Below are 22,757 nucleotides of genomic sequence, written 5' to 3'. Positions count from 1 at the left end.
CATCTTACCCGAAAATTGTGACCACTCCCGCGCGGGGAGCGGTCTTTAGCTGGCTTCGACCAGCGCAGGTTCCATCGCTTCCATGCCAAGCGTTCGCAGCATTGACGCATCGCTATCCTCGCCGGCATTCGGCGCGGTCAGCAGCGTGTCGCCCGTGAAAATCGAATTGGCGCCGCCCATGAAGCAGAGCGCCTGCAGTTCGATCGACATGCTTTCGCGGCCAGCGGACAGGCGGACATAGGATTCCGGCATGGTCAGGCGGCAGGTCGCAATCGCGCGCACGAATTCGATGCCGTCGATTTCGGCATATTCGCCCGCCTTCATCGCGTCGCCGCGGACCGTGCCCGTCACGGGGACGAGCGCGTTTACCGGGACACTTTTCGGATGCGCGGGCAGGGTGGCAAGGGCGTGGATCAGGCCGATGCGATCGGACTTTTCCTCGCCCATGCCGACAATGCCGCCGCAGCAGACATGCATGCCCGCGTCGCGCACCTTCGCCAGTGTTTCCAAACGGTCGTCATAGGTGCGCGTGGAGATGATCTCCGCATAATGTTCGGGCGATGTGTCCAGGTTGTGATTATAATAATCGAGACCTGCACCGGCGAGCTTGTCGGCCTGTTCACCCGACAGCATGCCAAGCGTCATGCACGTTTCGAGGCCAAGCGCCTTTACGCCTGCGACCATTTCGCAAACGGCGTCCGTGTCGCGGTCCTTCAGATCGCGCCAGGCTGCGCCCATGCAGAAACGGCTGGCACCGCCTGCCTTCGCGGCCCTCGCCGCCTCGATGACGGCATCCGCGCGCATCAGCTTCTCGGCCTTCACGCCCGATTTGGCAAAGGCGGACTGGCTGCAATAGCCGCAATCTTCCGGGCAGCCGCCCGTCTTGATCGACAGCAGCTGGCATGCCTGTACCGCATTGGCGCGGAAATGACGGCGGTGTACGGACTGTGCCTCCAATAGCAGGTCCATCAGCGGGCGCTCGTAAATCTCGGCGATCTCTTCGCGTGTCCAGTCGGTGCGGATTGTCGATGGAAATGGCGTCTGGATGTTCATGGCGTACGCTGCCCCGGCAAATGGTAAAGTCGCCGCGTCATGCGGCCCGGGCGCGATCAGGTCAACCGGTGGAAATGCTTTTGCTGCGCGCAGGCAGGCGGCCTAGTGTGCCGGGCCTTTCACCTTGTGCACGACAAGCGCAATGACCGCGCCCAGCACAAGTCCGAAAATGCCGGACCCGACGGCAAAGGCGATCCATTCGGCAATCGCCGCTGCCGTACCCGAGAGCACGCCGCCAATCGCCGCGGCGCCGACATGAAGAATATGTTCGGGCGCGTCGAAGCCGAATTCGGCGAGGCCATGCAGGATCAGCTGGCCGCCCACCCACAGCATCGCCGCCGTGCCGATAATGGAAATGCCCTTCAGCAGCCCGGGCATCGCGCGCACCAGCCAGCTGCCGAATGCCTGCATCGCCGCGCCGGGACGCTTCGCCAGCGCGAGGCCGGCATCGTCCATCTTCACGATAAGCGCGACCGCGCCGTAAACGCCGCCAGTGATGACGAAGCTGATCAGGATAAGGGCGAGGGCCTGCATCCATAGCGGCTGGTCGGCGACCTCGTTCAGGCTGATCGCCATGATTTCCGCCGAGAGGATCAGGTCGGTGCGGATTGCGCCCGACACCATCTCATCCTCCCGCGCCGTGGCATCAAGAAGGACCGGCGCTTCCTGCACATTTGTTTCATCGACGTGGAAGACTTCGAGAACCTTCTCCGCCCCCTCGAAGCAGAGATAGAGGCCCCCCATCATTAGAATCGGCGTGATCAGCCACGGCGCGAAACTCGCCAGCAGCAATGCACCCGGCAGCAGGAAAATCAGCTTGTTCTTGATCGATCCCTTGGCGATCTTCGCGATCATTGGCAGTTCGCGGTCTGGCGTGAAACCGGTGACATATTGCGGTGCCACCGCGGCATCGTCGATCACGACACCAGCCGCCTTCGTGCCCGCCTTGCCCGCCGCCGCAGCGACATCGTCTAGCGAAGCCGCCGCAACCCGCGCAATCGCGGCCACGTCATCAAGAAGAGCGACTAATCCTGTGGCCATGATTCAGCTTTCAATATCTGTATCAGTGAATGAGCGATCCGACGCCAAGTTCCCGCGCAATGATGTCCAGGTGCCGGTCTCTGGTCCAGGGCTGTGTATCGGATGCCGCCATGCAGGATGCAAGCAGATGAATATCGATATAGTCCACACCGCGTGAAAATAACCGCCGTTCTTCGATCAACATGGCGACGTGTTCGTCCGATATCGCCTTTATCTGGGGCATCTTGTGGGTGATCTTCAAACATGTGTGACCGGTTTGGCAACGACCCCATGGAAAGTGCGCCGCGTACGAATACGTGCATATAGACGTTTTCCGCTTCAAGCGCTCTCTCCAGTCGGTCGTCACCTGTTCTCAGATCATCCACCCAGACTGATATGTCGGCAAGGATCATTCCGGTGTCGGTCGGCGATCCGGCATTTTCAGATTGGACGCGCCTCCCCCCAGCTTTGCAAGTTGCCGTTAAGCATGGCGCTCAACCAGTGCCCGCAGCGCCGTACGTAAGAGCTCGGATGTGGTCTCGATGCCGCTCAACTCTTTCGCATCGGCAATAAAGTCATTGTCAATCGTAACAGTCGCGCGCATGTCTCAAGCCCCGTGCATCGAATATACGCATCATTGATGCAGGAATTAATGCGATTGCCCTATAGCGGTATGTTATCGTGCTTTTTCCATGGGTTTTGCAGTTCTTTCGTGCGCAGTCTGCGCAGACCCATGGCAATTCGCCTGCGCGTCGAATGCGGCATGATTACTTCGTCGATAAAGCCTTTCGCCGCCGCCACGAACGGGTTGGCGAAGCGGTCTTCATATTCCTTGGTTTTTTCAGCGATCGTTTCGGGATCGCCCGCATCCTTGCGAAAGATGATTTCCACCGCGCCTTTCGCGCCCATGACGGCGATTTCGGCGGTGGGCCAGGCATAGTTCAGGTCACCGCGCAGATGCTTCGACGCCATGACATCATAGGCGCCGCCATAGGCCTTGCGCGTGATGACGGTGATTTTGGGTACGGTCGCCTCGGCATAGGCGAATAGCAGCTTTGCGCCGTGCTTGATGATGCCATTATGCTCCTGCGCCGTGCCGGGCAGGAAGCCGGGCACGTCGACGAAGGTGACGATCGGGATATTGAAGGCATCGCAGAAGCGCACGAAGCGCCCCGCCTTTTTCGAGGAATTAATATCCAGCACGCCGGCCTGCACCATCGGCTGATTGGCGACGAAGCCGACCGTGTGACCCTCGACCCGGCCGAAACCGATGATGATATTTGCGGCATGGGCGGGCTGCAGCTCGAAAAAGTCCTGTTCGTCACATATCTTTCGGATCAGCTCGTGCATGTCATAGGGTTTGTTGGCGCTGTCGGGGATCAGCGTGTCCAGGCTTTCGTCCGGCTCCAGATCGCCAACGGTCGGCATCACCGGCGGCTCTTCGCGGTTGCTCAGCGGCAGAAAATCAATCAGATCGCGTGCCCGCAGCAGCGCCTCAATATCGTTTTCCAGCGCCAGGTCGGCAACGCCTGATTTCGTCGTGTGCGTGACCGCACCGCCCAGCTCATCCTGCGTCACGACTTCGTTGGTCACCGTTTTGACGACGTCGGGGCCGGTAACGAACATATAGGAGGAATCCTTCACCATCATGATGAAGTCGGTCATTGCCGGCGAGTAGACGGCGCCGCCCGCGCAGGGCCCCATGATCAGGCTCAGCTGCGGCACGACGCCCGATGCCAGCACATTGCGCTGGAACACCTCGGCATAACCGCCGAGCGACGCCACGCCCTCCTGAATGCGGGCACCGCCTGAATCGTTCAGCCCGATGACCGGTGCGCCCACTTTCATGGCGGTGTCCATCACATTGCAGATCTTTTCGGCATGGCGTTCCGAAAGCGCACCGCCGAAGACGGTGAAATCCTGACTGAATACATAGACGAGGCGGCCATTGACCGTGCCTGATCCCGTGACGACGCCGTCGCCTGGAATGATCTGGTCCTCCATGCCGAAGTCGATGCAATTATGCTCGACGAACATGCCGGTTTCCTCGAATGAACCGGGGTCGAGAAGGACGTCGAGCCGTTCCCGCGCTGTCAGCTTGCCTTTGGCGTGCTGCGCATCGATACGGCGCTGTCCGCCGCCAAGGCGGGCCTGCTCGCGCTTTTCTTCCAGCTGGTTGAGAACTTCCTGCATGATCGAGGCGACTCCCTGTCGTTTGCGAACAGGGCGCTTAACAGGGGCAGTCCGCCTCTGTCACCTGTCCCGGCTCGGTGTTTCTGGAATGGTCAGCCTGCGCGCGGCCCGCGCAAGCGCCTGCGCCGAAGCGGACTCTTTCAGTCTTCCGGTGCGATCCGCACTTTCAGGCCGTCAAGTTCGTCCGTCATTTCAATCTGGCAGCTGAGCCGGGAATTGGCCATTTTATAGTCTGAGGATTCAAGAAGATCGTCCTCATCGTCATTCGGCGCGCCCACTTTCGCCATCCACGCCTCATCGACATGCACATGACACGTCGCGCAGCTTAAGGAGCCGCCGCACAGCGCGAGCAGCTCGTCGAAATCATTGTCGCGGATATTTTCCATGACGGTCAGGCCGCTTTCGGCTTCGACTGTGCTTTCTTGGCCTTCGCGGGTGACGACGGTCAGTTTGGGCATACGGGCTTTTCCTTTGCGCGATCTGGACTTGATTTGCGCACCGCTCATAACGAAGCGGGTATGCCTGTCAAAAGGGACATAAGTGATGGGACTGACCGCCGCACAGTTAAAATATGGCCTCGATGTGCTGGCAAAGGGCGACGCGCGCATCGCCGCCACTATCGACCGCATTGGCTATCCCAGTCCGCGTGGCCGCGATCCTGGCTATGAGACGCTGCTGCGCACGATCATCGGCCAGCAGGTCAGCGTGAAGGCTGCCGATTCCATCTGGAACAGGTTCGCGGGCGTGGTCGGCGACATTCACGCGCCTGCTGCGCTGCTGGCGCTCGAGGATACCGAACTGCGCAGCGCGGGCCTGTCGGGTCAGAAGGTGAACTATGTCCGCAGCCTTGCCGAGCATGTCACTTCCGGCGCGCTCGACCTGACGCGGCTGCCCGATGACGATGAGGAAGCGATTGCCGCCCTCGTCGCGGTAAAAGGCATTGGCCGCTGGTCGGCGGAGGTCTATCTGCTGTTCGCCGAGGGCCGCGCGGATATCTGGCCCGCAGGCGACCTGGCCATCCAGGTGGCGGCGGGCGAAATTGCGGGGCTTCAGGAACGGCCGGGTGAGAAGGCGACCCGCGACATTGCCGATGCATGGCGGCCGCATCGCGGTGCCGCCGCCATCCTGTGCTGGCACCACTATAATACGGACGTGATGTGAGCGGCTAGGAAGGCGCGAAGGTCTTGCCGAGCTCACAAGGTTCGCCTTCCACTGAAAGCAACTTCTCAAACCCGAATATCCTTCGACTGCGCTCAGGATGACCGGATCATGGATGCTGCATGGCTAAGACGCCAGCTGCGATGCCTTATTTAGCCGCTTCCTTTGCCATGGCCGCCTGATACGCACCGCGCGCTTTCAGACCGTTCCAATAGGCCGTCACATTCTCCGGGAATGCGCCCAGTTTCAGCTGTGCGGCCAGTTTTAGCGCATAGCCAAAGGCAATGTCGGCCATCGTAAACCGCTCGGCAGCTACAAATTCGCGGTCGCCAAGCATCTCCGCCGCCGCCTTCAGGCGCGAAAAGAACCACTGGGTATAATCATCGCCCGCCTGTTGCAGCCCCTTCTCGGGCTCGAACATGCGGTAGCGCAGCGCGATTGTCTGGGGAAAGGTCATGGTGGCGTCCGCCTGGTACATCCAGTTCAGATAGCGCCCATAGTCCTTTTCGTTGGGCGACACCGACAGCTCAGTCGGCCCGTGCCGCTCCGCCAGATAGTGACAGATCGCGACGGATTCCGTCATCACTTCGCCATTGTCGAAAAACGCCGGAATCGTGCCAAAGGGATTGATGTCCAGCCAGCCCTCTTCGCGCACACGCGGCGGAAAGGGTACCATGATCAGCTCATATTGCAGACCCATCTCCTCCAGCGCCCATAGCGGCCGGAAGGATCGCGCACCCTGGCAGTGATAGAGTTTCGGTTTCACGTGCATTTGACAAGCTCGACGGCGGGTTTGTCCTTATCCTCGCCGCGGATCGTCATCGCCTTGCCGTCTTCGGCATAATCGATGGTCCACGTCTCCCGCACGAATTTACCAGAGATACGGCATTTGGTACGGATTTCGGTGTCCAGAAACCGCCCGTCCGGCGGCAGGATATCACAGTGCTGGCCCGCCGTCTTGGTGCGCAGCTCGTCACCCCAGAAGCGCCACCAGTCACTGACGCACTGATCCGGTGCCTCTGCCCAGCGGCCGATGAACCGCCGCGGGTCGATGGTCGGCTCCGGTGCCTCGACGACCTTTGTCTCGGGCTCTTCCGTTACGCGCGAATCGGGTTCGAAACATCCTAAGAGGGCGAACGGCAGGAGAAGCGGGACGCAGGCATGACGGCCTGACGGGCGCGGCGCCTTCCTCATGACGGTGCGCCAAGCTTGCCAAAGCGCGCTTCATATTCCGTAACGCGCCCTGCGGCGAGCAGCTTTGCCTGCTCGGTCAGCTGGTCGCGCTGAATGCGGCCTTTGAAGGTACCCAGCTTCGCGTCGACCAGCTTGATCTCCTTGGGCGTCCAGTCGGCGATCTGTGCGAAATGATAGATACCCATCTCGTTCAGATGCGCCTCCATTTTGGGGCCGACTCCCTTGATCAGTTGCAGGTCGTCCGCTTCGCCGTGCGGCGCGGAGAGAAACGTATCGATCTTCATGCCAGGCCTGATCCCCCCCTCTTGCTCCGTGCGGGGCGTGACGGGCGCGGCCGTTGACGAGGGGTTTGTCTTGGCAGGCGATTTCATCGCGCGCAGCCGGTCGACTTCGTCGGCCAGCGGCTTGATCTGGTCACGGCTGGAGGCAATTTCCCGTTCCAGAATGGCATTCCTTTCCCGCGTGGCCGCCAGTTCGCCTTCGGTTTCGCTGAGCTCGGCTTCGAGCGCCGCGCGCTTTCCGGCGCCGCGGAACAGGAGCCAGCCCAGAACCAGCCCCGCCAGAATGCCAATGGCGATATACAGCATCGCCTGTCCGTCGAGAGTGAAAGCCATTCATGGTCTCCTTATCGCCATCATTGCCGCACCCTGTGCGGCGCGGTTTTTGCCGACATCTCCTTAGACGTCTCAGTACATGCCATCTTATGCCGCAGACGGACGGCCTGCGCCACTCACCGATTCCGCACAAGTGGCTCACCGCGTTCGCCGCGTAAAGATTTCACCCTACATTCACGCGATTGGTCTAAGATACCGCCGATGATTGCCGTCCGTCACCTGACACTGATGCTTTTCGCACTGCTTTTGGCGGCGCGGCCGGCCCATGCCCAGTCTGTCCTTCGCGACGCGGAGACGGAGGCCTGGATGGACCGGCTCGCGGCGCCGATCGCGGAGGCCGCTGGCCTCAATCCCAAGAATGTCGACATGGTGCTTATCAATAATCCCAGTCTGAATGCCTTTGTCGTCAGCGGGCAGACCATCTACATGCATTCGGGCACGCTGCTGCAGGCTGACGACGCCAATCAGATCCAGGGCATCGTCGCGCACGAGATGGGCCACATCGCCGCGGGCCATGCCGTGCGTTTCGGCCCCGAGGGCGGCAAGCGGGCGACGGGTATCAGCATCCTTTCCCTGCTGGCAGCCGGCGCGGCGATCGCCGCTGGCGCGGGCGAGGCGGGCGCGGCCCTGCTGGGCCTTGGCCAGCGTGCCTCACTCGGCACCCTGCTGAGCTTCAACCGCCAGCAGGAGAGCCGCACCGACCAGGCGGGCGCGCGCTATCTCGAGGCTGCGGGGATCAGCGGCAAAGGGTCCATCGGTTTCTTCAAGAAGATCCAGAATCAGGAATTCCGTCTCGCCATCCCGCAGGACAATGAATATGTCCGCACCCACCCGCTTTCCGGCAATCGCATTGCCGCGCTTGAGGCGCTTTACCGGCAGTCGCCCTATTGGGACACGCCGACCGACCCTCAGCTGCAGGCCGACTTTGAACGCATTCAGGCAAAACTGTACGGCTTCGTCGAATCGCCGGAATATACGCTGCGCAAATTCCCGGAGAGCGATACCAGCGCCCCGGCCCGCGTCGCCCGCGCTTACGCGTTTCACAAGTCCGCATTTCCGGACCGTTCCGCCGCGGAGGCTGACGCGCTTCTCGCCGAAGACCCGAACGATCCGTTCATCCTTGAACTGAAGGGGCAGGTGCTCCTTGAATCGGGCCGACCGGCCGAAGCGATCGAGCCGTTGGAACGCGCGGTCGCGCTTGCGCCCGATCAGCCGCTGATCGCCACGTTGCTGGGCCATGCGCTGCTGGCGACCGAGGATGAGGACATGGTCGCGCGCGCGGCAGAAGTGCTGAAAGAAGCCGTTCGACTGGATAACCAGAACCCCTTCGGCTGGTACCAGCTTGGCATTGCCTACACCCAGCTTGGCGACGAGCCGCGCGCGGCGCTGGCGTCGGCAGAGCAATTTGCTATGACGCGGCAGCCGCAACTGGCGGTTGCAAATGCGCGCACGGCGATGGCGGGACTGGACGAAGGCACGCCGGACTGGTTGAGGGCACAGGATGTTCTGCTGGTCGCGACGCAGGACCTGGAAAAGAACGGCAAGAGATAGTCTTATTATGATGACAGGCAGGAATTTCGCGCTGGGGCTGGGCCTCATGGCGCTGATCGGCTTCGCCTTTGCGGCGCTGATCGCAACACGGCAGCCGGTATCGGCGCAGACGGCGCGTTCGATATCGGATAGCGAGCGCGCCGAGATCGAGGCGATCGTGCGCGACTACATCCTCGAAAACCCGGAGATTATTCCGGAGGCGATCAACAATCTGCAGCGCCGTGAAGTCGCGCGCATGATTGACTCCAATCGCGACGAAATTCAGACTCCTTTCGAAGGCGCATGGGCGGGCAATCCGGACGGCGACGTCATCCTTGTCGAGTTTTTCGACTATAACTGCCCCTATTGCCGAAAGGGCAACGACGACGTCCAGCGATTGCTGAAGGAAGACGAGAACCTGAAAGTGGTATGGCGCGATTTTCCTGTTCTTGGTCCCGAAAGCCGGCGTGCGGCAATGGCGTCGCTATCGGCGGCCAAGCAGGGCAAGTATCGCCGCTTCCACGACCGCATGTTCAGTGACCCGCGCCGTCTGGATCAGGACAAGCTGTTCGAGGTCATTCGCGGTGCTGGCCTGAACGAAGTGACGACGGCGGGTGATCTCAAGCGCGATGCGCTTGACAAGGAAATCGACGCGAACCTTTCGCTTGGCCGTGCCCTCGGCATTGGCGGCACCCCGGCTTACGTCATCGGCGACCGCATCCTTGAGGGTGCCGTGGGCTATCATGCCATGAAGGAAGCGATAGACGCTGCGCGCAAAGGCTAGTGCGCGCGAAGGCTGGATAAGGGGGCAGATGCTGCGTGCACTCGCCCTTCTGCTTTTTGTGCTGGCGTCCGGCTCACCGGCCGCTGCGAAAGGTCCGCTCGTCCTTGCCGCCTCCAGCATGCAGGAGGCGCTGACCGACGCCGCCGACCTGTGGGCCGCCTCCGGATATGGACGTCCTGTGCTCAGTTTTGCGTCCAGCGCGGCGCTTGCGCGGCAGGTCGCGGCGGGCGCGCCTGCCGATCTGTTCATTTCCGCCGATGCGGAATGGATGGATCTTGTCGCTGGAAACCGCCGCATTGTTCCTGGCTCCAGAGCGGTCATAGCGACCAACCGTCTCGTTTTGGTATATGCGCCGGGAACGCCACGGCCCGCCGCGAATGCGGAGGCGGTGATGCGCGCACTGGGCGATGGCCGTCTGGCCATTGCCGATCCCGACGCCGTGCCCGCGGGCCGCTATGCGCGGCAGGCGCTTCGGTCGCTCGGCTTGTGGCTCCCGATGGCGGGCCGCCTTGCGCGCGCAGAGAATGTGCGCGCGGCTCTCGCTCTGGTCGAACGGGGCGCTGCGCCGCTCGGTATTGTCTATCTGACGGATGCGAAGGCCTCCCGCACGGCGCGGCAGGCGGCGCTGCTGAAACAGCAGCATCACACGCCGATTGCATATCATGCAGCGCTATTATCTGCGGGCAAACATCCGGACGCCGCTGCTTTCCTCGCGTTCCTTTCAAGTCCTGCCGGCCAGGCCGCCTTCGGCGCGCATGGTTTCGGACCGCCATCATGACAGCGGAACTGGCCGGCATCCTCTTCCTGTCGCTGAAGATCGCCTTTGCGGCCATGCTTGTGACCCTGCCGGTGTCGTTCGGTCTGGCGTGGGTGCTGGCGCGGATGCGGTTTCCGGGAAAGGTGCTGCTCGACGGGATTGTCCACCTGCCACTGGTGCTGCCGCCAGTCGTTACAGGCTGGCTTTTGCTTCTTGCCTTTGCCCCGGCGGGGCCCGCAGGTCGTGTGCTGCAGGACTGGTTCGGCACGGGCGTGATGTTCCGCTGGACCGGCGCGGCGATTGCGGCGGGTGTCATGGCGTTACCGCTGATGGTGCGTGCGCTTCGCCTCAGCATCGAAAGCGTCGATCAGCGTCTCGAGCAGGCCGCGCGTACTCTGGGCGCAAGCCGCGCGAGAACATTCCGCACGATCATCCTGCCGCTGTCGCTTCCGGGTATTCTGGCAGGCAGCGTCCTTGGCTTCGCGCGCGCGCTTGGTGAGTTCGGGGCGACGATTACATTTGTCTCCAACGTGCCCGGCGAAACGCAGACGCTGCCGCTCGCCATTTATTCAGCGCTGCAATTGCCGGACGGCGACCGTGCCGTGTTGCAGCTTGCCGCGATCTCCATCGCGCTGTCCCTGGGTGCGCTCGTCATGTCGGAATGGCTGGCGCGGCGGGCTGGAAGGGGGCTGCATGTCCTTTGATCTTGATGTGGAGATGCAGCGCGGAGAGATGCGTGTCGCGCTGAAGCTGCTTAGCCCCGGCGGCATTACCGTCCTGTTCGGCCCTTCGGGCGTGGGAAAGACCAGCATTCTGGCTATGGTGGCAGGCCTGCTGACCCCTGACCGCGGCCAGATCCGTGTGTGTGGGCGCACCCTGTTCGATGGTGTGACCAATCTGCCGCCAGAAGCACGGCGCGCGGGCTATGTGTTTCAGGACGGGCGGCTCTTTCCGCACATGCGGGTGGAGGCCAATCTGCGTTACGGCATGGCGCGCGAAGCGCAGAGCGGCGACTGGACCGCTTTGATCGACCTTCTGGGTATTGAGGATCTGCTACGCCGCTGGCCGCGCAGCCTGTCCGGCGGTGAAGCGAAACGGGTTGCCATCGGCCGTGCGCTGTTGTCGGGCGCGGATTTTCTCTTGCTCGATGAACCGCTCGCCAGCCTTGACGCCGCCCGCGCGGAAGAGATCATGGATCTGGTGGAAACCATCCGCGATGAACGCAGTACTCCGATGCTGTACGTCACGCACGACCGCGCGGAGGCGGAGCGGCTCGCGACTAAAATTGTCGAGATGCGCCGCGAATAGGGACGATCCTAAAGACCCCATTCGCGGCGACCTTGCCTGTCGTTAGACCGGCAAAAGACGATACCGGAAAAGACTAGGCAGATGCTGCCGTGCGGCGCGCCCGCAGGCCCAGCGCGACAATGCCAAGTCCAAGCAGGCCAAGTGCGCCAGGCGCCGGGACGTTTGCACCCGGCGAGAACTCGGTAAACACGCGGATATAGTCACCCGGTGTCGATGCCCGGAAATCGATCTGGATCGTGTTCGGGCCAATGATCGTCACAGTATCCTGCGCGTTTTCCAGTCCGCGTAAACTGGGGTTTAGATAGGTGACCATGGTATTGGCCAGAAAGTCGCTGTCCGCCAGGTTTTGCGTGCTCGTCGCAATGCCGACGATGGCGGAATCGAAGGTCACCGTCGCAGAAATGGTAGTGCTGGGTCCGGGATCGAAGAACACATAATGGCTTGCGACCGTATCGCCTGCCATCAGGCTGGTGCCGACATCGACGCTGATATTGCTGCCGATGGCGATGTTCTGATCTTCGTCAAAGGCCCAAAGATTTGGGCTCTGCTGATTGTCATTGCCGACGACCAGGCCGCCCGGAATGGGGTCGATCTTGACGAACGTGCCGCCTTGGCCAAGCGCTTGGCCGCCCGTGACAACGCCGCTGATGACGGTGGCATGCGCGCCGGTCGCCGCGACCAGGGCGAACGGGATCGCGAATTTTAGCTGTGATGAGATAGACATGTGACTGCCTCCGGTGTGGGTTCAAGGTTCAGGAACGCTACGCACAAAACAGACGTGCTTCGGGCGCAGCAAAGTCCATGCCAAATCGGCAAAATCGAGCTTATCCATGAGGTAATGCGCCGGAGGGTGCCAGGTTTCTTCGTGAAGTGTAACGAGCGCCGTCTCACCAATTTTGGTGATAGCGGTCATGTTGCTCCGCGGTGCTAGCGCCGCCCGAACAGTTTTTCGATGTCGTGCCGCGCCAGTTTCACATAGGTCGGGCGGCCATGGTTGCACTGGCCCGAATGCGGTGTCGCTTCCATCTCGCGCAGCAGGGCGTTCATTTCCTCGACCGCCAGCCGCCGTCCGGCACGGACGCTGCCATGGCAGGCCATTGTCGCGTACAGTTCGTCGATCTTTTCCTTCAGGCTATGTGTCTGCCCCAGGCTGGATATATCATCGGCAAGGTCGCGGATCAGCGCCTTTGCATCGACCTTCGCGCCCAGAATGGCGGGTACGGCGCGCACCATGATGGCGTCCGTGCCGAACCGCTCGATCTCCAGGCCCAGCGCCGCCAGCTCCTCCACATGCGCTTCCAGCGCTTCCGCCTCGGTCTCCGTCAGGTCGACGATTTCCGGGATCAGCAGCGGCTGCACGTTCGGCTGCCCGGTCGCCGCGCTCGCCTTCATCTTTTCCATGGTCAGCCGTTCATGCGCCGCATGCTGGTCGACCAGGATCAGATGGTCCGCCGTTTCCGCCACGATCCAGCTTTCGTGCAGCTGCGCCCGCGCGGCGCCCAGCGGATATTCCTCCGCGCCCCATGATCGCGGCTCGCTCGCGGTTCGCGGCGTCTCCGCAGGCGGGTCCGGCGCAAGGCGATCCACCGAGCGCGCCATGGGCGGCGGCGCGGCAAAACGCGGGCTGCTTTCGCCGAACATGCGCTGTTCCGGCGGCAGCGGCGTGCGCGTCTCTGGCTGGAAATAGCCAAGCGCGTCATCGCTGACGGTGCTTGCCGTCCTCGAACTATCAGCATCGAGCGCTCTGCGCAGGCCCGATACGATCAGCCCGCGCACGCTTGCGGCATCGCGGAAGCGGACTTCGGTCTTTGCCGGATGCACGTTCACGTCCACCTCACCGGGCGGTACGGTCAGGAACAGTGCCAGTACGGGATGCCGGTAGCGGGCCAGCAGGTCGCGATAGGCCCCGCGCACCGCGCCGAGGAGCAGCCTGTCCTTCACCGGACGCCCATTCACGAACAGATATTGATGATCCGCTGCGCCCCTGTTGAAGGTCGGCACCCCGGCCAGTCCGCCAAGATGATGGCCCTCCCGCTCCAGATCGACGGCAACGGCATTCGCGGTGAACTCCCGTCCCAGGATCGTGCCCAGCCGCTCAACCCGCGCGTGGATCTCCAGATCTTCGCCGCCTGCCCCCAGCGCCAGTCCGGGCGCAGGCGCATCCAGCAATTTACGGCCATTATGCGTAAGCGTGAAGGCGATCTCTGCCCGCGCCATCGCCAGTCGGCGGATGGTGTCGGTAATCGCCGCCATTTCCGCGCGCGGCGTCTTCAGGAACTTGCGCCGTGCCGGGACCCGGCCAAACAGCGTGTCGACGATGACCTGCGTGCCTTCCGCCATGGCAGCGGGGGCGTCGCTGTTCGTTGCGCCATGATCGATGTCTAGGCCCCAGCCGTCCGCGCCCGCCGGGCGGCTCGCCAGGCGAAAGCGGCTGACGCTCGCGATGGACGGTAGCGCCTCGCCGCGAAAACCGAGCGTCGCAATGTTGGACAAATCCTCATCCGGCAGTTTCGATGTACAGTGCCGCTGCACCGCCAGGCGCACTTCCTCCGGCGACATGCCCTTGCCATTGTCGGTGACGGCGATGCGCTGGGTGCCGCCCTCGATGAGGTCGATGTCAATGCGCGTGGCCCCGGCATCCAGCGCGTTTTCCACCAGCTCTTTCACTGCCGAGGCTGGCCGTTCCACCACTTCACCCGCGGCAATGCGGTCGACCAGCGTGTCGGGAAGGCGGCGGAGCGTCATGGCGCCATCCCTAGCGCCGTTCAGGCGACGATGCCACGCTCGCGAAGGTCAAGGATGCTGGCTTCGTCATGGCCGGGCAGGGCGGCGAGCACCTCGTCCGTGTGCTGCCCCAGCAGCGGCGGCGCGGCGGGGGTGACCACCGGTGTTGCGCCGAGTTTCAGCGGCGATGCCACCAGGCCGATTTCGCCTTCCGTGGGATGCTGAACCTGCCGCACCATTTGCCGTGCCATGGCTTCAGGAGAGGTCAGCGCCGCACCGACGCTGCGCACTTCGCCGCACGGCGTGCCATTGGCGCGCATCGCCTCAAGCCAGAACGCCGTTGGCTCCTCGGCAATGCGCGCGGCAAGCAGCGGGATCAACGCCTTGCGATTTCGCACCCGCGCCGCGTTCGTCTGAAAGCGTTCGTCGGCCGCCAGTTCCGGCCGTGCGAGCGGGCCTTTGCAGAGGGCTGCGAATTGCCGGTCATTGCCGACCGCGACGACCGCGCTGCCGTCGCTGGTCGCAAAGACCTGATAGGGAACCACCGTGGGATGCTGGTTGCCGAGCCGCGGCGGGTCTTCGCCGGTCGCAAGATACGCCGCGCCGACATTCGCCAGCATGGCGAGCTGCGCATCGAACAGCGCCATATCGATATGCTGTCCGGTGCCGTCGCGCTGCTGCGCGACAATGGCCGCTAGCACGGCCTGGGCCGCCGCCATGCCGGTATAGAGGTCGGCGACCGCAACGCCGACTTTCATCGGCTCGCCATCCGCTGGCCCGGTTACCGACATCAGTCCGCCCTCGGCCTGAATGACATAATCATATCCCGGCCGCGCCGCGAGCGGCGACTGGCGGCCATAGCCCGAAATCGAACAGTAGATCAGGCGCGGGTTGAGCGCGGATAGCGCCTTATACCCCAGCCCGAATTTCTCCAGTCCGCCCAGCTTGTAGTTCTCGACAAGCACGTCGGCGCCGGCGGCGAGCGTGCGGACGATCTCCTGCCCCTCCGCCGTGGAGATATCGATGGCGACGCTTTTTTTGTTGCGATTGGCACACAGATAATAAGCCGACTCCGTGCCGACATAAGGCGGCCCCCAGCGTCGTGTGTCGTCGCCGCCGTTCGGATTTTCGATCTTGATGATTTCCGCGCCAAGGTCGGCCAGGATCATCGTGCACCACGGCCCGGCGAGCACGCGGCTGAGGTCGAGAACTTTCATGCCATGAAGAGGCGCGGGTCTGGAGATAGCGGATGTCCTGACAAAAATAAGCGCGACTGTCACCATCGCCTGCGCCGCCCGCCGTCAAGTCCTCAATTCTGAAGCGTCGCATGAACACCCGCAGGGATTTGCCGACATCCTGTCGCGCGCGGGCCGCGCGAACTGGCAATTTCCAGGTCGATGTGATAACGTAACATTTTCTTTGGGAGGAGAAGATCATGCGCGTACCCTTGCAACCACCGGACCCGGTTCCTGAAATGAACACGACGCCGCTCATTGACGTGATGCTGGTGCTTCTGGTCATGATCATGATGACCATTCCGATCATGACGAACTCGACATTGATGGATTTGCCGCGGGGCGATACTGCCGCCGACGCCGCGCCGCTGCCCATCTTGAAGATCGACGTCGATTTTCTGGGTATTGTGCGTGTCGATGGTCAGCCGGTTGCGCTTGAGGAGAACAACCCCGTTCAGCGTGCGCGGGCCATCGATGCCGCCCTGATGAACCACGATCCGGCAAATCTGCGCGTCCATGTCGAGCCCGACGGTGTCGCCCCCTATGCGCCAGTAGTCGAAATCATGGCCGCCCTGCAGCGCGGTGGTTTCGACAAAGTCGGTTTCGTCGGGAACCACCGGTTTGTGAAGAGCTGAATCTGCGGCCAGGCATCGCGCGGACCGACGTCGGGATGATGGCATTCAGATGCTTTGTATCCCAGATAGGCTCGCCGCGCGCGCCCTAATAGTCCTTTGAATAGCGCAGATTGACGCTCTGACCGCTGAACGTCGATACGCTCGACAGGATGCTCAGCGCCTTCGACAGCGCGATTTCGATCTGGGTCGCCGTGAAGCCGCGGGTATCGGTGACCACTTCCAGATAGATATCGTCCGCCAGATATTCTCCGACAGCCAGCGCCGTGCCGCGGCCGGTTGCTTCGTCGGCTCCCTTGATACGCAGGCGGTCGAATCCGGTCGCGCCCTGAAGCTCGGCCAGCGGGTTGAGCCCGCCGCCCGATCCGCGCAGGCTGTTCAGGCTGGCCGCCAGCTGTACCGCTTCGAGTGCGCCGAGTTCGGATGGCGGTCCGCCAAACAGGATCAGCGACAGGATTTCATCCTCCGGACGCGCGGGCCGCGAGGAGAAGCTGATCCTGGGGTCATAGGCGCGGCCATTGATATTGATGATCGCAGTGACGGAATCGACGTCTGTCTCCGCCCGAATGTCGAGGCGCGGATTGATTTCCGGTTCGCCTGTGAAGTCGATCACGCCGCGCTCCAGTTCGAAATTCGAATTGGCGAAGCCGACCGTCCCGCGAATGACCTCCAGATTGCCGCTGACCCGGTAGTCGCTCAGCCGTCCACCGACGTTCAGTGCCATGCGCCATTCCGATTCCAGTCCCATGCCGCTCACAAAGATGCGGTCATTCGCGCGGATGTCGATATCGAGCGCCCAGTCGGAGGGCGGGGCGATCTCATCCCCAGCGACATCATCGGGATCGCGCAATTTTGCGGGTTTGCGGCGGACACCGTCCAGATCGGCGATCTCGACGCCGCCCTGCTGGGTGATCCGGTAACGCGCCTCGGGAATGGTGAGGGTGCCGGAGATTAGCGCACGCTGGTTCGGACCGTTCGCAATGTCGAGATTGCCGGAAACGCGCGCCGATATCGAATTCGCCTCGGCAAGCTGCGCGTTTGCCATCGTCACTCTGAGATCGACGGGATAGCCCTCATCTTCTGACAGGCTCACACGGCCGGAAGCCGAAACCGTGCCGCTGCCCGCCTTGCCGGTCAGCGAATTCAATATGAAATCGGTATTGGTGAAACGGCCGTCAACGGCGATGTCCGCAATGCGCGTGCCGTAAATCTCGTTTTCATAGATCAGTGCATTCGCCTTCACGACGCCCGCCAGTTGCGGCGCGCTGACCTGGCCCGAAACATCCGCGGCAATGGCGAGCGGCCCGTCAAGCGCCTGCCCTTCCAGCCCTGCAAACGAAAACAGCGCGCTTGCGGGTCCGTTATAGCGCAGGCCGCCAGACAGCGGCGATCCGAGCAGGCGTTCAGTCCACGGACCCACAGTGGCGGAAAGGGGGGACAGCGCGATCTTCATGCGCCCGACAACCCGCCCGCGCTCGCGCATGACCGCGTTCGCCCGCCCGCCTTCTGCGTCCAGGCGCGCAGCCATTTCGATATCGACCGGCTGGGAGACAGCGACCGCGCCCGACCGCGTAAAGTCGTCGAGGGACAGGCGCATGTCTGCCTCCGGGAAAGCCGAGGCCGTTGCCTGCGCCCAGTCGATGCTGCCGCTGGCGCGCCCGCCAATGCCCGCTTTGGGGGAAAAGGCGTTCAGGATGCCGAGGTCGAATTTTTCGAAACGTGTCTGCAGTTTCAGTCCGGTGCCATAGCTGCCGGCGACCTTGATGTCGCCCTGCCGGAAACGGATCGTTGCCGGGGCCAGGCGGTAGGTGCCGTCCGGCTCGATCGCGATGCGCGCGGGCTTGGCGCTGCTGAATGCCTGCCCGGCCAGCTCACCCCTGATCGCGGCACGGATGCCATCGGCGCGCAGCCGTGCATTGACGGCCACCTCATAGGGTGTCGGTGCCCGGCCCTCGGCGACGATGCGCATAGTGCCGGTGCCGTCGCCAGCGCGGTCGAATTCGGCGCGGGCGCGTGACAGACGAAATGTACCAGAGGTCAGCCCGGCCAGCTGCGCGCTGCCCTCGAACCTGAGACCGGCGTCCGTCAGCAGGATCTTCGTATCAATATCCGCGCGCCGGATCGCGACCGGCGGTATGCCCTGCGTCCTGAAATTGCGTACCCGCGCATCGACATGCGCCGCCTGTAGCGCGCCCTCGGCCTTGAGCGCCAATATACCTTCGACGCCGCCGCCGGAAAGCGCAAGATCACCGACATAGGGGCCGCTGGGCGCCTGGCGCAGCGTGCCGGTCGCCGTAACCCCGGCCAGCGTCGCCTTCACGACATCGATGGTCGTCACGGCATCGGGGCGGAGCAGTAGATTGGCCGTGAAAGGCCCATAGGGCGTCCCGCCCTCTGCGTCGATCACATAGCCCTTCGCCGTGCCGCGAATGACCGCGTCCACATTCGAGAAGGGGATGCCGATCGTGGGATTCTTGACGCGGGCGCGGATGACCGGTTCCGAGGCGGTACCGCGCACCTTGGCGGAGAACGGTCCATAGGCGCGGCTCGTGCCTTTCATATCGAGCGCGATGCGGCCGTCGGGCGTATAGCGCCCCCGGCCTGTCCCCCTTGCGCCTTTCGCACTCAGCCGGATGTTCTCGATGCCATAAATACCGTCGCCGCGCGCGGTAAAGTCGGCCGTAACGCGTGCCGGACCGCCCAGGAATTCACGCACATATTCATTGTCGATCCGGCGTGTACGGATATCGACGGGGCCGCGCAGGCCGATGGCGCCGTCCGCGCCGGGTACCAGCTTGATGTCCGCCGTCACGTCGACCAGGCCGACGCCTGCGACTTCATAGCTGTTGAGCTGCCCCTGAATACCGCCGGTATAGGTACCGCTGGCAAAGTCGGCGATGACGAGGGCGGTCACGTCGATCCGGTCGGACGACAATTTCAGATTGTCACTCATCGCGCGCCCGTCCGCGATCAGGAATGTGCCCGACGCCGTCAGATTGGTCATCAGTCCGCCGACGGTATCGGGCAGGCCGCTCACGCGGGCCGCCGTCGCCTTTAGCGGCACCGTCATGCGCTGTCCGTCGCTCGTGCCGGTGCCGGATGCCGACAGCTTCTCGATCATGATATCGCCCATGCCAAGCGCACCCGCCGTGATCGTATATTCGATGGCAGGCGCCGACACCGCGCCGTCCAGAACCGCCTCTGCCCGCACGGCGCGCCCGGTCAGTCCTTCGGCGATTGCGCCCGGCGTCAACAGCTGCGCGCTGATGCGTATGTCATCGAAGCGGCTGGTTTCTGTCCGCAGGCCGCCCGCCGTATCGAGCGTGAACACCGGCGATCGCAGCGCCATGTCAATGCCCGTGATTTCGCCGCCGGTAATGACGGAAAGGTCGACGTCCAGCCGGTCGCCCGCCATCCGCGCCGCCGCGCCTTCCAGCATGCTCGAGAGGTTCAGCGGGCCCTTGGCGCGGTATGTTCCGGCCTCCGCACTCAGCGCGACCCGCGCGATCGCGGTGCCGGCTGAGTCGATCTGCAGCTCGCCGTGCCAGTCGCTCCAGGTTCCGACCGACTGGGCGATTCGTGCCGTCAGGGGCCGCTCGACGCCGGTCAATCCGGCGACAAGCCCGTCTGCCGGGGCATCAAGCGTCAGCGCGACCTGTAGTTCGTCCTGCGCCGGGTCGACGATCAAGGACAGGTCCAGCGTATCACCGCCCGCAAGGCCATCCTCTTCCAGAGCCTTGGCCGCCGCGTCGATCGTCGCCTGTCCGTGATCGATCAGAACATTGCCCGACAGGGTCAATGCATGCGGCTTTCCCGTAACCGCGTCACCGACATTCAGGCGGCCAATGTCCAGCCGGTCAATCTCCAGATTGATATTCGGGATCAGCGGCGCATCGGGTTCCGTCGGCGTTTCGGCGAACACGGGCAGGCGGCTGAGCGTTGCCACCGGCACATTGAGCGTGTCGAGATCGATCAGGCCGCCCGCATAGGCGGCGGGGTGCCAGTCGACCCGCGCGGTCGGTATTGTCAGGAACACACCTTCAGGGTCAGCGAGCGTCAGGTCCTTCAGCACCATCTCGCCATAGATCGATCCCTCGATCTCACCGATTTCGATATCCAGGCCATTTTCAAATTCCAGGCCATTCACCTGCTGCGCCACAAAGCGCCGCCCCGGCCCGGTGTCGAGTGCGAAGACCAGAAGCACGGCCAGCAGCAGCAGCGCTGCCAGCGATATGCCGAACCACTTCAGCACCGCCGCGCTGCCCGCCGACGTCTTCTCACGCGTTTCGGGCGTCTCGTTGTCCATGGTTTCGGTCTCCGCGGCCATCAGAAGGCCTGCCCGATGGAGATGTAAACGCCGAAGCGCGATTCACCGGGACGCCGGTTGAGCGGTATGGCGATGTCGGCGCGGAACGGCCCGAAATTGGTATAATAACGCGCGCCGATACCGATGCCGTAACGCATGTCGTCGATACCGGGGATCTGATCCCGGGATACCTGGCCCGCGTCGATGAAGGCGACCGCGCCAAAATTGCCGAAGCGGTATCTGCCCTCAATGGCGGCTTCTGTGACGCTGCGCCCGCCAATGGGGTCGTTGTCCGCGTCGCGGGGACCGATTTCCTGATAGCCAAAGCCGCGAACGCTGCCGCCGCCGCCAGCATAATAACGCCGCGATGGGGCCAGGTCGTCACGCGCAACACCGACAATACTGCCAAGACGGATCCGTCCCGCCAGAACGAAGGATTCGCCAAGCCCCCGATAGCCGCTGACATCGAGTAGGCCGCGCGCATAAGGGTCGAAACCGCCGCCCTGCAGGGACGCTTCCGGGCTCAGACGCACGGCGGCGCGGAACCCGCTCGTCGGGTCCAGCAGATTGTCCGTGGAGTCAAAGCCAAGCTGACCCGGCAGCGCGGCGATGAAAAACGTGTCCCGGTCGCTCTCGCCCTGATTTTCGTCAAACCGCGTTTCTTGAGACGCGATCAATTCAACGCCATATGCATGGGTCCAGCGCTTTTGCCAGATTGGGGTCGATTCCCGGCTGACGCGGCCGATGAAGCTTGCGGTGCGCGCATTATACGCATCGAAATCCTGTCTGCGAACATCGAAGCCGAGTTGCACGGTGCGGTCACGCTGTCCCGCGTTCGAGCGGCGAAATAGCGCGCCGATTCCCTGTTCCTGCGTGCCGATGGTCGCCAGCGCTTCCAGCGCACCCTGAGGCGGGAAGAAATTGCGGTCGATCCAGCGTCCTTCGATCTTGAACCCCTGACCGGTGCTGAACCCCGCTTCGGCCTGTAGCGAGCGCGTTAGACCGGCCTGCTGCCGCACCAGCAGGTCGACATATTCCGTACCGTCAGGCGCCTCGACACCGGTGCGCACCGGTTCGATGGAAACGCTGTTAAAGAGGCTGGTCGCGATCATGGCCTCGCGCAGGTCATCCTGCTTGCGAACGTCGTAAAGCTCGCCCTCTTCAAAGCGTGCCAGAAGGTCGAGATGATCGGGTTTGAATACGGCGTCGCCCTCGGTCTGAAAGCCGCGGAAGCTGGCGCGGGGGCCAAGTTCGACCGGCAGCGTATATTCGCCGGTCTTCGTTTCGCCGTCGAGCAGGATGTCCCGGTCCTGCACCTCTGCGAAGGGATAGCCGTTGAAGGGGAAACGCAGGCTGACGGTTGCTTCTGCGGCCAGAACATCGTCCGCGATGATGGGCGCGCCGGGTTTCACTTCCAGATTGTCCGAGACCAGCCGCGCCGGGATGGCCTTGTCCTCACCCTTCACCGTCACCGATTCAAACGTATATTGCGCGCCTGCATTCACGACCAGGTCGACGCGGTAGCGGCCGTCCGGCTCAGGCGGCAGCACGATGACCGCATCCGCCGTGGCATCATAATATCCGCGTGACCTCAGCAGCCGGATCGCAAGCACGGCATCCTCATCGGCGCGTGCGGACAGCATGGCGGCGTTCGCCGCTTCGCCGTCACCATCCACCAGCGACGAGACGCTCCTGAACATGCGCTCCAGCCCGACCTCGGCCAGACCTTCGATCATCAGGCGATAGCCGATAGCGGGCAGCGCTTCGGCTGCCTCTTCCGTGGGCTCATCCGGTACGCGCACGTCGAAACTGGCCAGAGGGACGAGCGGTTCCGCCAGCGCCTTGTCCGTCAGCGGCGCATCGGCAAGTGTCTCATCCGGCGGCCCGTCTTCCAGCGCGGGCAGGGCGACGATTTCATCAGGCGTGTCACCGGCTTCCTGTTCCGCGGCGTTCACCTCGTCCGCCAGTTCGTCCCGTGTCTCTTTCGCCTCAAGAGCATTGTCGGCGCGTTCCGAATCGGCCGCGTCGAGATTTGGCAATGCCGCTTCGAACGCGTCGTCTGCAATGATCGGAGTGACGTCCTCGGCGGGCATCGCGTCAGGCGTAGCGACAGCTTTTTCCTGCGCGGCAGAAGCGGTCGCAGCGCCAGCCGCGATCGCCGCGATCATCAGAAAGGTGCAGGGAGTGCTCACTTATTCTTATCCAACCATGCCGCGAACGCGCGAAAGCGCGATTCAGACCCGTCCTAT

The 22,757-nt window shown here is 63.0% G+C and carries 22 protein-coding genes; 7 read left to right on the top strand and 15 right to left on the bottom strand.

Annotated features, from left to right (window positions below):
- Nucleotides 1–45: 45 nt before the first annotated feature.
- The 6 genes from bioB to KCG44_RS01275 all read right to left on the bottom strand — a co-directional run bounded on the left by bioB (nt 46) and on the right by KCG44_RS01275 (nt 4,724).
- On the bottom strand, nt 46–1,053 hold the full coding sequence (gene bioB, locus KCG44_RS01300) for a biotin synthase BioB (protein WP_218443718.1): 1,008 nt from the start codon (nt 1,051–1,053) through the stop codon (nt 46–48).
- 102 nt (nt 1,054–1,155) lie between these two features.
- Nucleotides 1,156–2,094, bottom strand: coding sequence for a DUF808 domain-containing protein (locus tag KCG44_RS01295; RefSeq protein ID WP_218443717.1), 939 nt, complete (start codon nt 2,092–2,094; stop codon nt 1,156–1,158).
- 22 nt (nt 2,095–2,116) lie between these two features.
- A complete protein-coding gene (locus KCG44_RS01290; protein ID WP_218443716.1) occupies nt 2,117–2,317 on the bottom strand; it encodes a hypothetical protein in 201 nt (66 codons plus the stop codon).
- 237 nt (nt 2,318–2,554) lie between these two features.
- On the bottom strand, nt 2,555–2,677 hold the full coding sequence (locus KCG44_RS14490; RefSeq protein WP_218443714.1) for a type II toxin-antitoxin system VapB family antitoxin: 123 nt from the start codon (nt 2,675–2,677) through the stop codon (nt 2,555–2,557).
- A gap of 59 nt (nt 2,678–2,736) precedes the next feature.
- Nucleotides 2,737–4,266 carry an acyl-CoA carboxylase subunit beta gene (locus tag KCG44_RS01280; RefSeq protein WP_218443713.1) on the bottom strand — a complete coding sequence of 510 codons (1,530 nt, stop codon included), beginning with the start codon at nt 4,264–4,266 and terminating at the stop codon, nt 2,737–2,739.
- Between the two features lie 140 nt (nt 4,267–4,406).
- Complete coding sequence (locus KCG44_RS01275; protein ID WP_218443712.1) at nt 4,407–4,724, bottom strand: 2Fe-2S iron-sulfur cluster-binding protein; 318 nt, start codon at nt 4,722–4,724, stop codon at nt 4,407–4,409.
- Between the two features lie 85 nt (nt 4,725–4,809).
- On the opposite strand from KCG44_RS01275, the gene KCG44_RS01270 reads away from it, so the two are divergent.
- Nucleotides 4,810–5,427 (top strand): DNA-3-methyladenine glycosylase family protein, encoded by a 618-nt coding sequence (locus KCG44_RS01270; RefSeq protein WP_218443710.1) that lies wholly within the window; start codon nt 4,810–4,812, stop codon nt 5,425–5,427.
- A gap of 145 nt (nt 5,428–5,572) precedes the next feature.
- Here KCG44_RS01270 and KCG44_RS01265 read toward each other — a convergent pair whose 3' ends face one another.
- The 3 genes from KCG44_RS01265 to KCG44_RS01255 are packed head-to-tail and all read right to left on the bottom strand — an operon-like array spanning nt 5,573 to nt 7,232.
- A complete protein-coding gene (locus tag KCG44_RS01265) occupies nt 5,573–6,196 on the bottom strand; it encodes a glutathione S-transferase family protein (RefSeq protein ID WP_218443709.1) in 624 nt (207 codons plus the stop codon).
- Complete coding sequence (locus KCG44_RS01260) at nt 6,187–6,618, bottom strand: hypothetical protein (RefSeq protein WP_218443708.1); 432 nt, start codon at nt 6,616–6,618, stop codon at nt 6,187–6,189. The genes KCG44_RS01265 and KCG44_RS01260 overlap by 10 nt, the downstream gene beginning before the upstream one ends.
- Complete coding sequence (locus KCG44_RS01255; protein WP_218443706.1) at nt 6,615–7,232, bottom strand: helix-hairpin-helix domain-containing protein; 618 nt, start codon at nt 7,230–7,232, stop codon at nt 6,615–6,617. Before KCG44_RS01255 ends, KCG44_RS01260 begins: the two co-directional genes overlap by 4 nt.
- Nucleotides 7,233–7,433: 201 nt before the next feature.
- Between KCG44_RS01255 and KCG44_RS01250 the strand changes: the two genes are divergently transcribed.
- Genes KCG44_RS01250 through KCG44_RS01230 form a run of 5 tightly spaced genes read left to right on the top strand, consistent with a single transcriptional unit; the run spans nt 7,434 to nt 11,611 of the window.
- Complete coding sequence (locus KCG44_RS01250) at nt 7,434–8,783, top strand: M48 family metalloprotease (RefSeq protein ID WP_218443705.1); 1,350 nt, start codon at nt 7,434–7,436, stop codon at nt 8,781–8,783.
- 7 nt (nt 8,784–8,790) lie between these two features.
- A complete protein-coding gene (locus KCG44_RS01245; RefSeq protein ID WP_218443704.1) occupies nt 8,791–9,546 on the top strand; it encodes a DsbA family protein in 756 nt (251 codons plus the stop codon).
- A 28-nt stretch (nt 9,547–9,574) separates the two neighbouring features.
- On the top strand, nt 9,575–10,324 hold the full coding sequence (gene modA / locus KCG44_RS01240; RefSeq protein ID WP_218443703.1) for a molybdate ABC transporter substrate-binding protein: 750 nt from the start codon (nt 9,575–9,577) through the stop codon (nt 10,322–10,324).
- Nucleotides 10,321–11,007 carry a molybdate ABC transporter permease subunit gene (modB, locus tag KCG44_RS01235; RefSeq protein WP_218443701.1) on the top strand — a complete coding sequence of 229 codons (687 nt, stop codon included), beginning with the start codon at nt 10,321–10,323 and terminating at the stop codon, nt 11,005–11,007. Before modA ends, modB begins: the two co-directional genes overlap by 4 nt.
- Nucleotides 10,997–11,611 carry an ATP-binding cassette domain-containing protein gene (locus tag KCG44_RS01230; RefSeq protein ID WP_218443700.1) on the top strand — a complete coding sequence of 205 codons (615 nt, stop codon included), beginning with the start codon at nt 10,997–10,999 and terminating at the stop codon, nt 11,609–11,611. The genes modB and KCG44_RS01230 overlap by 11 nt, the downstream gene beginning before the upstream one ends.
- 73 nt (nt 11,612–11,684) lie before the next feature.
- Here the strand turns inward: KCG44_RS01230 and KCG44_RS01225 are convergent, their stop codons facing one another.
- The 4 genes from KCG44_RS01225 to KCG44_RS01210 are packed head-to-tail and all read right to left on the bottom strand — an operon-like array spanning nt 11,685 to nt 15,552.
- Entirely contained in the window at nt 11,685–12,335 is a 651-nt protein-coding gene (locus KCG44_RS01225; RefSeq protein WP_218443699.1) for a PEP-CTERM sorting domain-containing protein, read from the bottom strand.
- A 21-nt stretch (nt 12,336–12,356) separates the two neighbouring features.
- On the bottom strand, nt 12,357–12,524 hold the full coding sequence (locus KCG44_RS01220; protein ID WP_218443697.1) for a hypothetical protein: 168 nt from the start codon (nt 12,522–12,524) through the stop codon (nt 12,357–12,359).
- A gap of 14 nt (nt 12,525–12,538) precedes the next feature.
- Nucleotides 12,539–14,356 (bottom strand): DNA mismatch repair endonuclease MutL, encoded by a 1,818-nt coding sequence (gene mutL / locus KCG44_RS01215; protein ID WP_218443696.1) that lies wholly within the window; start codon nt 14,354–14,356, stop codon nt 12,539–12,541.
- Nucleotides 14,357–14,376: 20 nt separating this feature from the next.
- The gene (locus KCG44_RS01210; protein ID WP_255536250.1) at nt 14,377–15,552 is read right to left on the bottom strand and encodes a CaiB/BaiF CoA transferase family protein; all 1,176 of its coding nucleotides are present in this window, start codon (nt 15,550–15,552) and stop codon (nt 14,377–14,379) included.
- A 218-nt stretch (nt 15,553–15,770) separates the two neighbouring features.
- Between KCG44_RS01210 and KCG44_RS01205 the strand changes: the two genes are divergently transcribed.
- A complete protein-coding gene (locus tag KCG44_RS01205; RefSeq protein ID WP_218443694.1) occupies nt 15,771–16,205 on the top strand; it encodes an ExbD/TolR family protein in 435 nt (144 codons plus the stop codon).
- Between the two features lie 85 nt (nt 16,206–16,290).
- Here KCG44_RS01205 and KCG44_RS01200 read toward each other — a convergent pair whose 3' ends face one another.
- Together KCG44_RS01200 and KCG44_RS14485 are read right to left on the bottom strand one after the other, a co-directional pair.
- Nucleotides 16,291–20,529 (bottom strand): translocation/assembly module TamB domain-containing protein, encoded by a 4,239-nt coding sequence (locus KCG44_RS01200; RefSeq protein WP_218443693.1) that lies wholly within the window; start codon nt 20,527–20,529, stop codon nt 16,291–16,293.
- Entirely contained in the window at nt 20,529–22,700 is a 2,172-nt protein-coding gene (locus KCG44_RS14485; protein WP_218443692.1) for an autotransporter assembly complex protein TamA, read from the bottom strand. Before KCG44_RS14485 ends, KCG44_RS01200 begins: the two co-directional genes overlap by 1 nt.
- Nucleotides 22,701–22,757: the final 57 nt, after the last annotated feature.

This window comes from Pacificimonas pallii (genome assembly GCF_019204005.1).
Lineage (GTDB): Bacteria > Pseudomonadota > Alphaproteobacteria > Sphingomonadales > Sphingomonadaceae > Pacificimonas > Pacificimonas pallii.
Note: the sequence above shows the minus strand (reverse complement) of the source record. Positions and strands in the feature narration are given on the sequence as shown.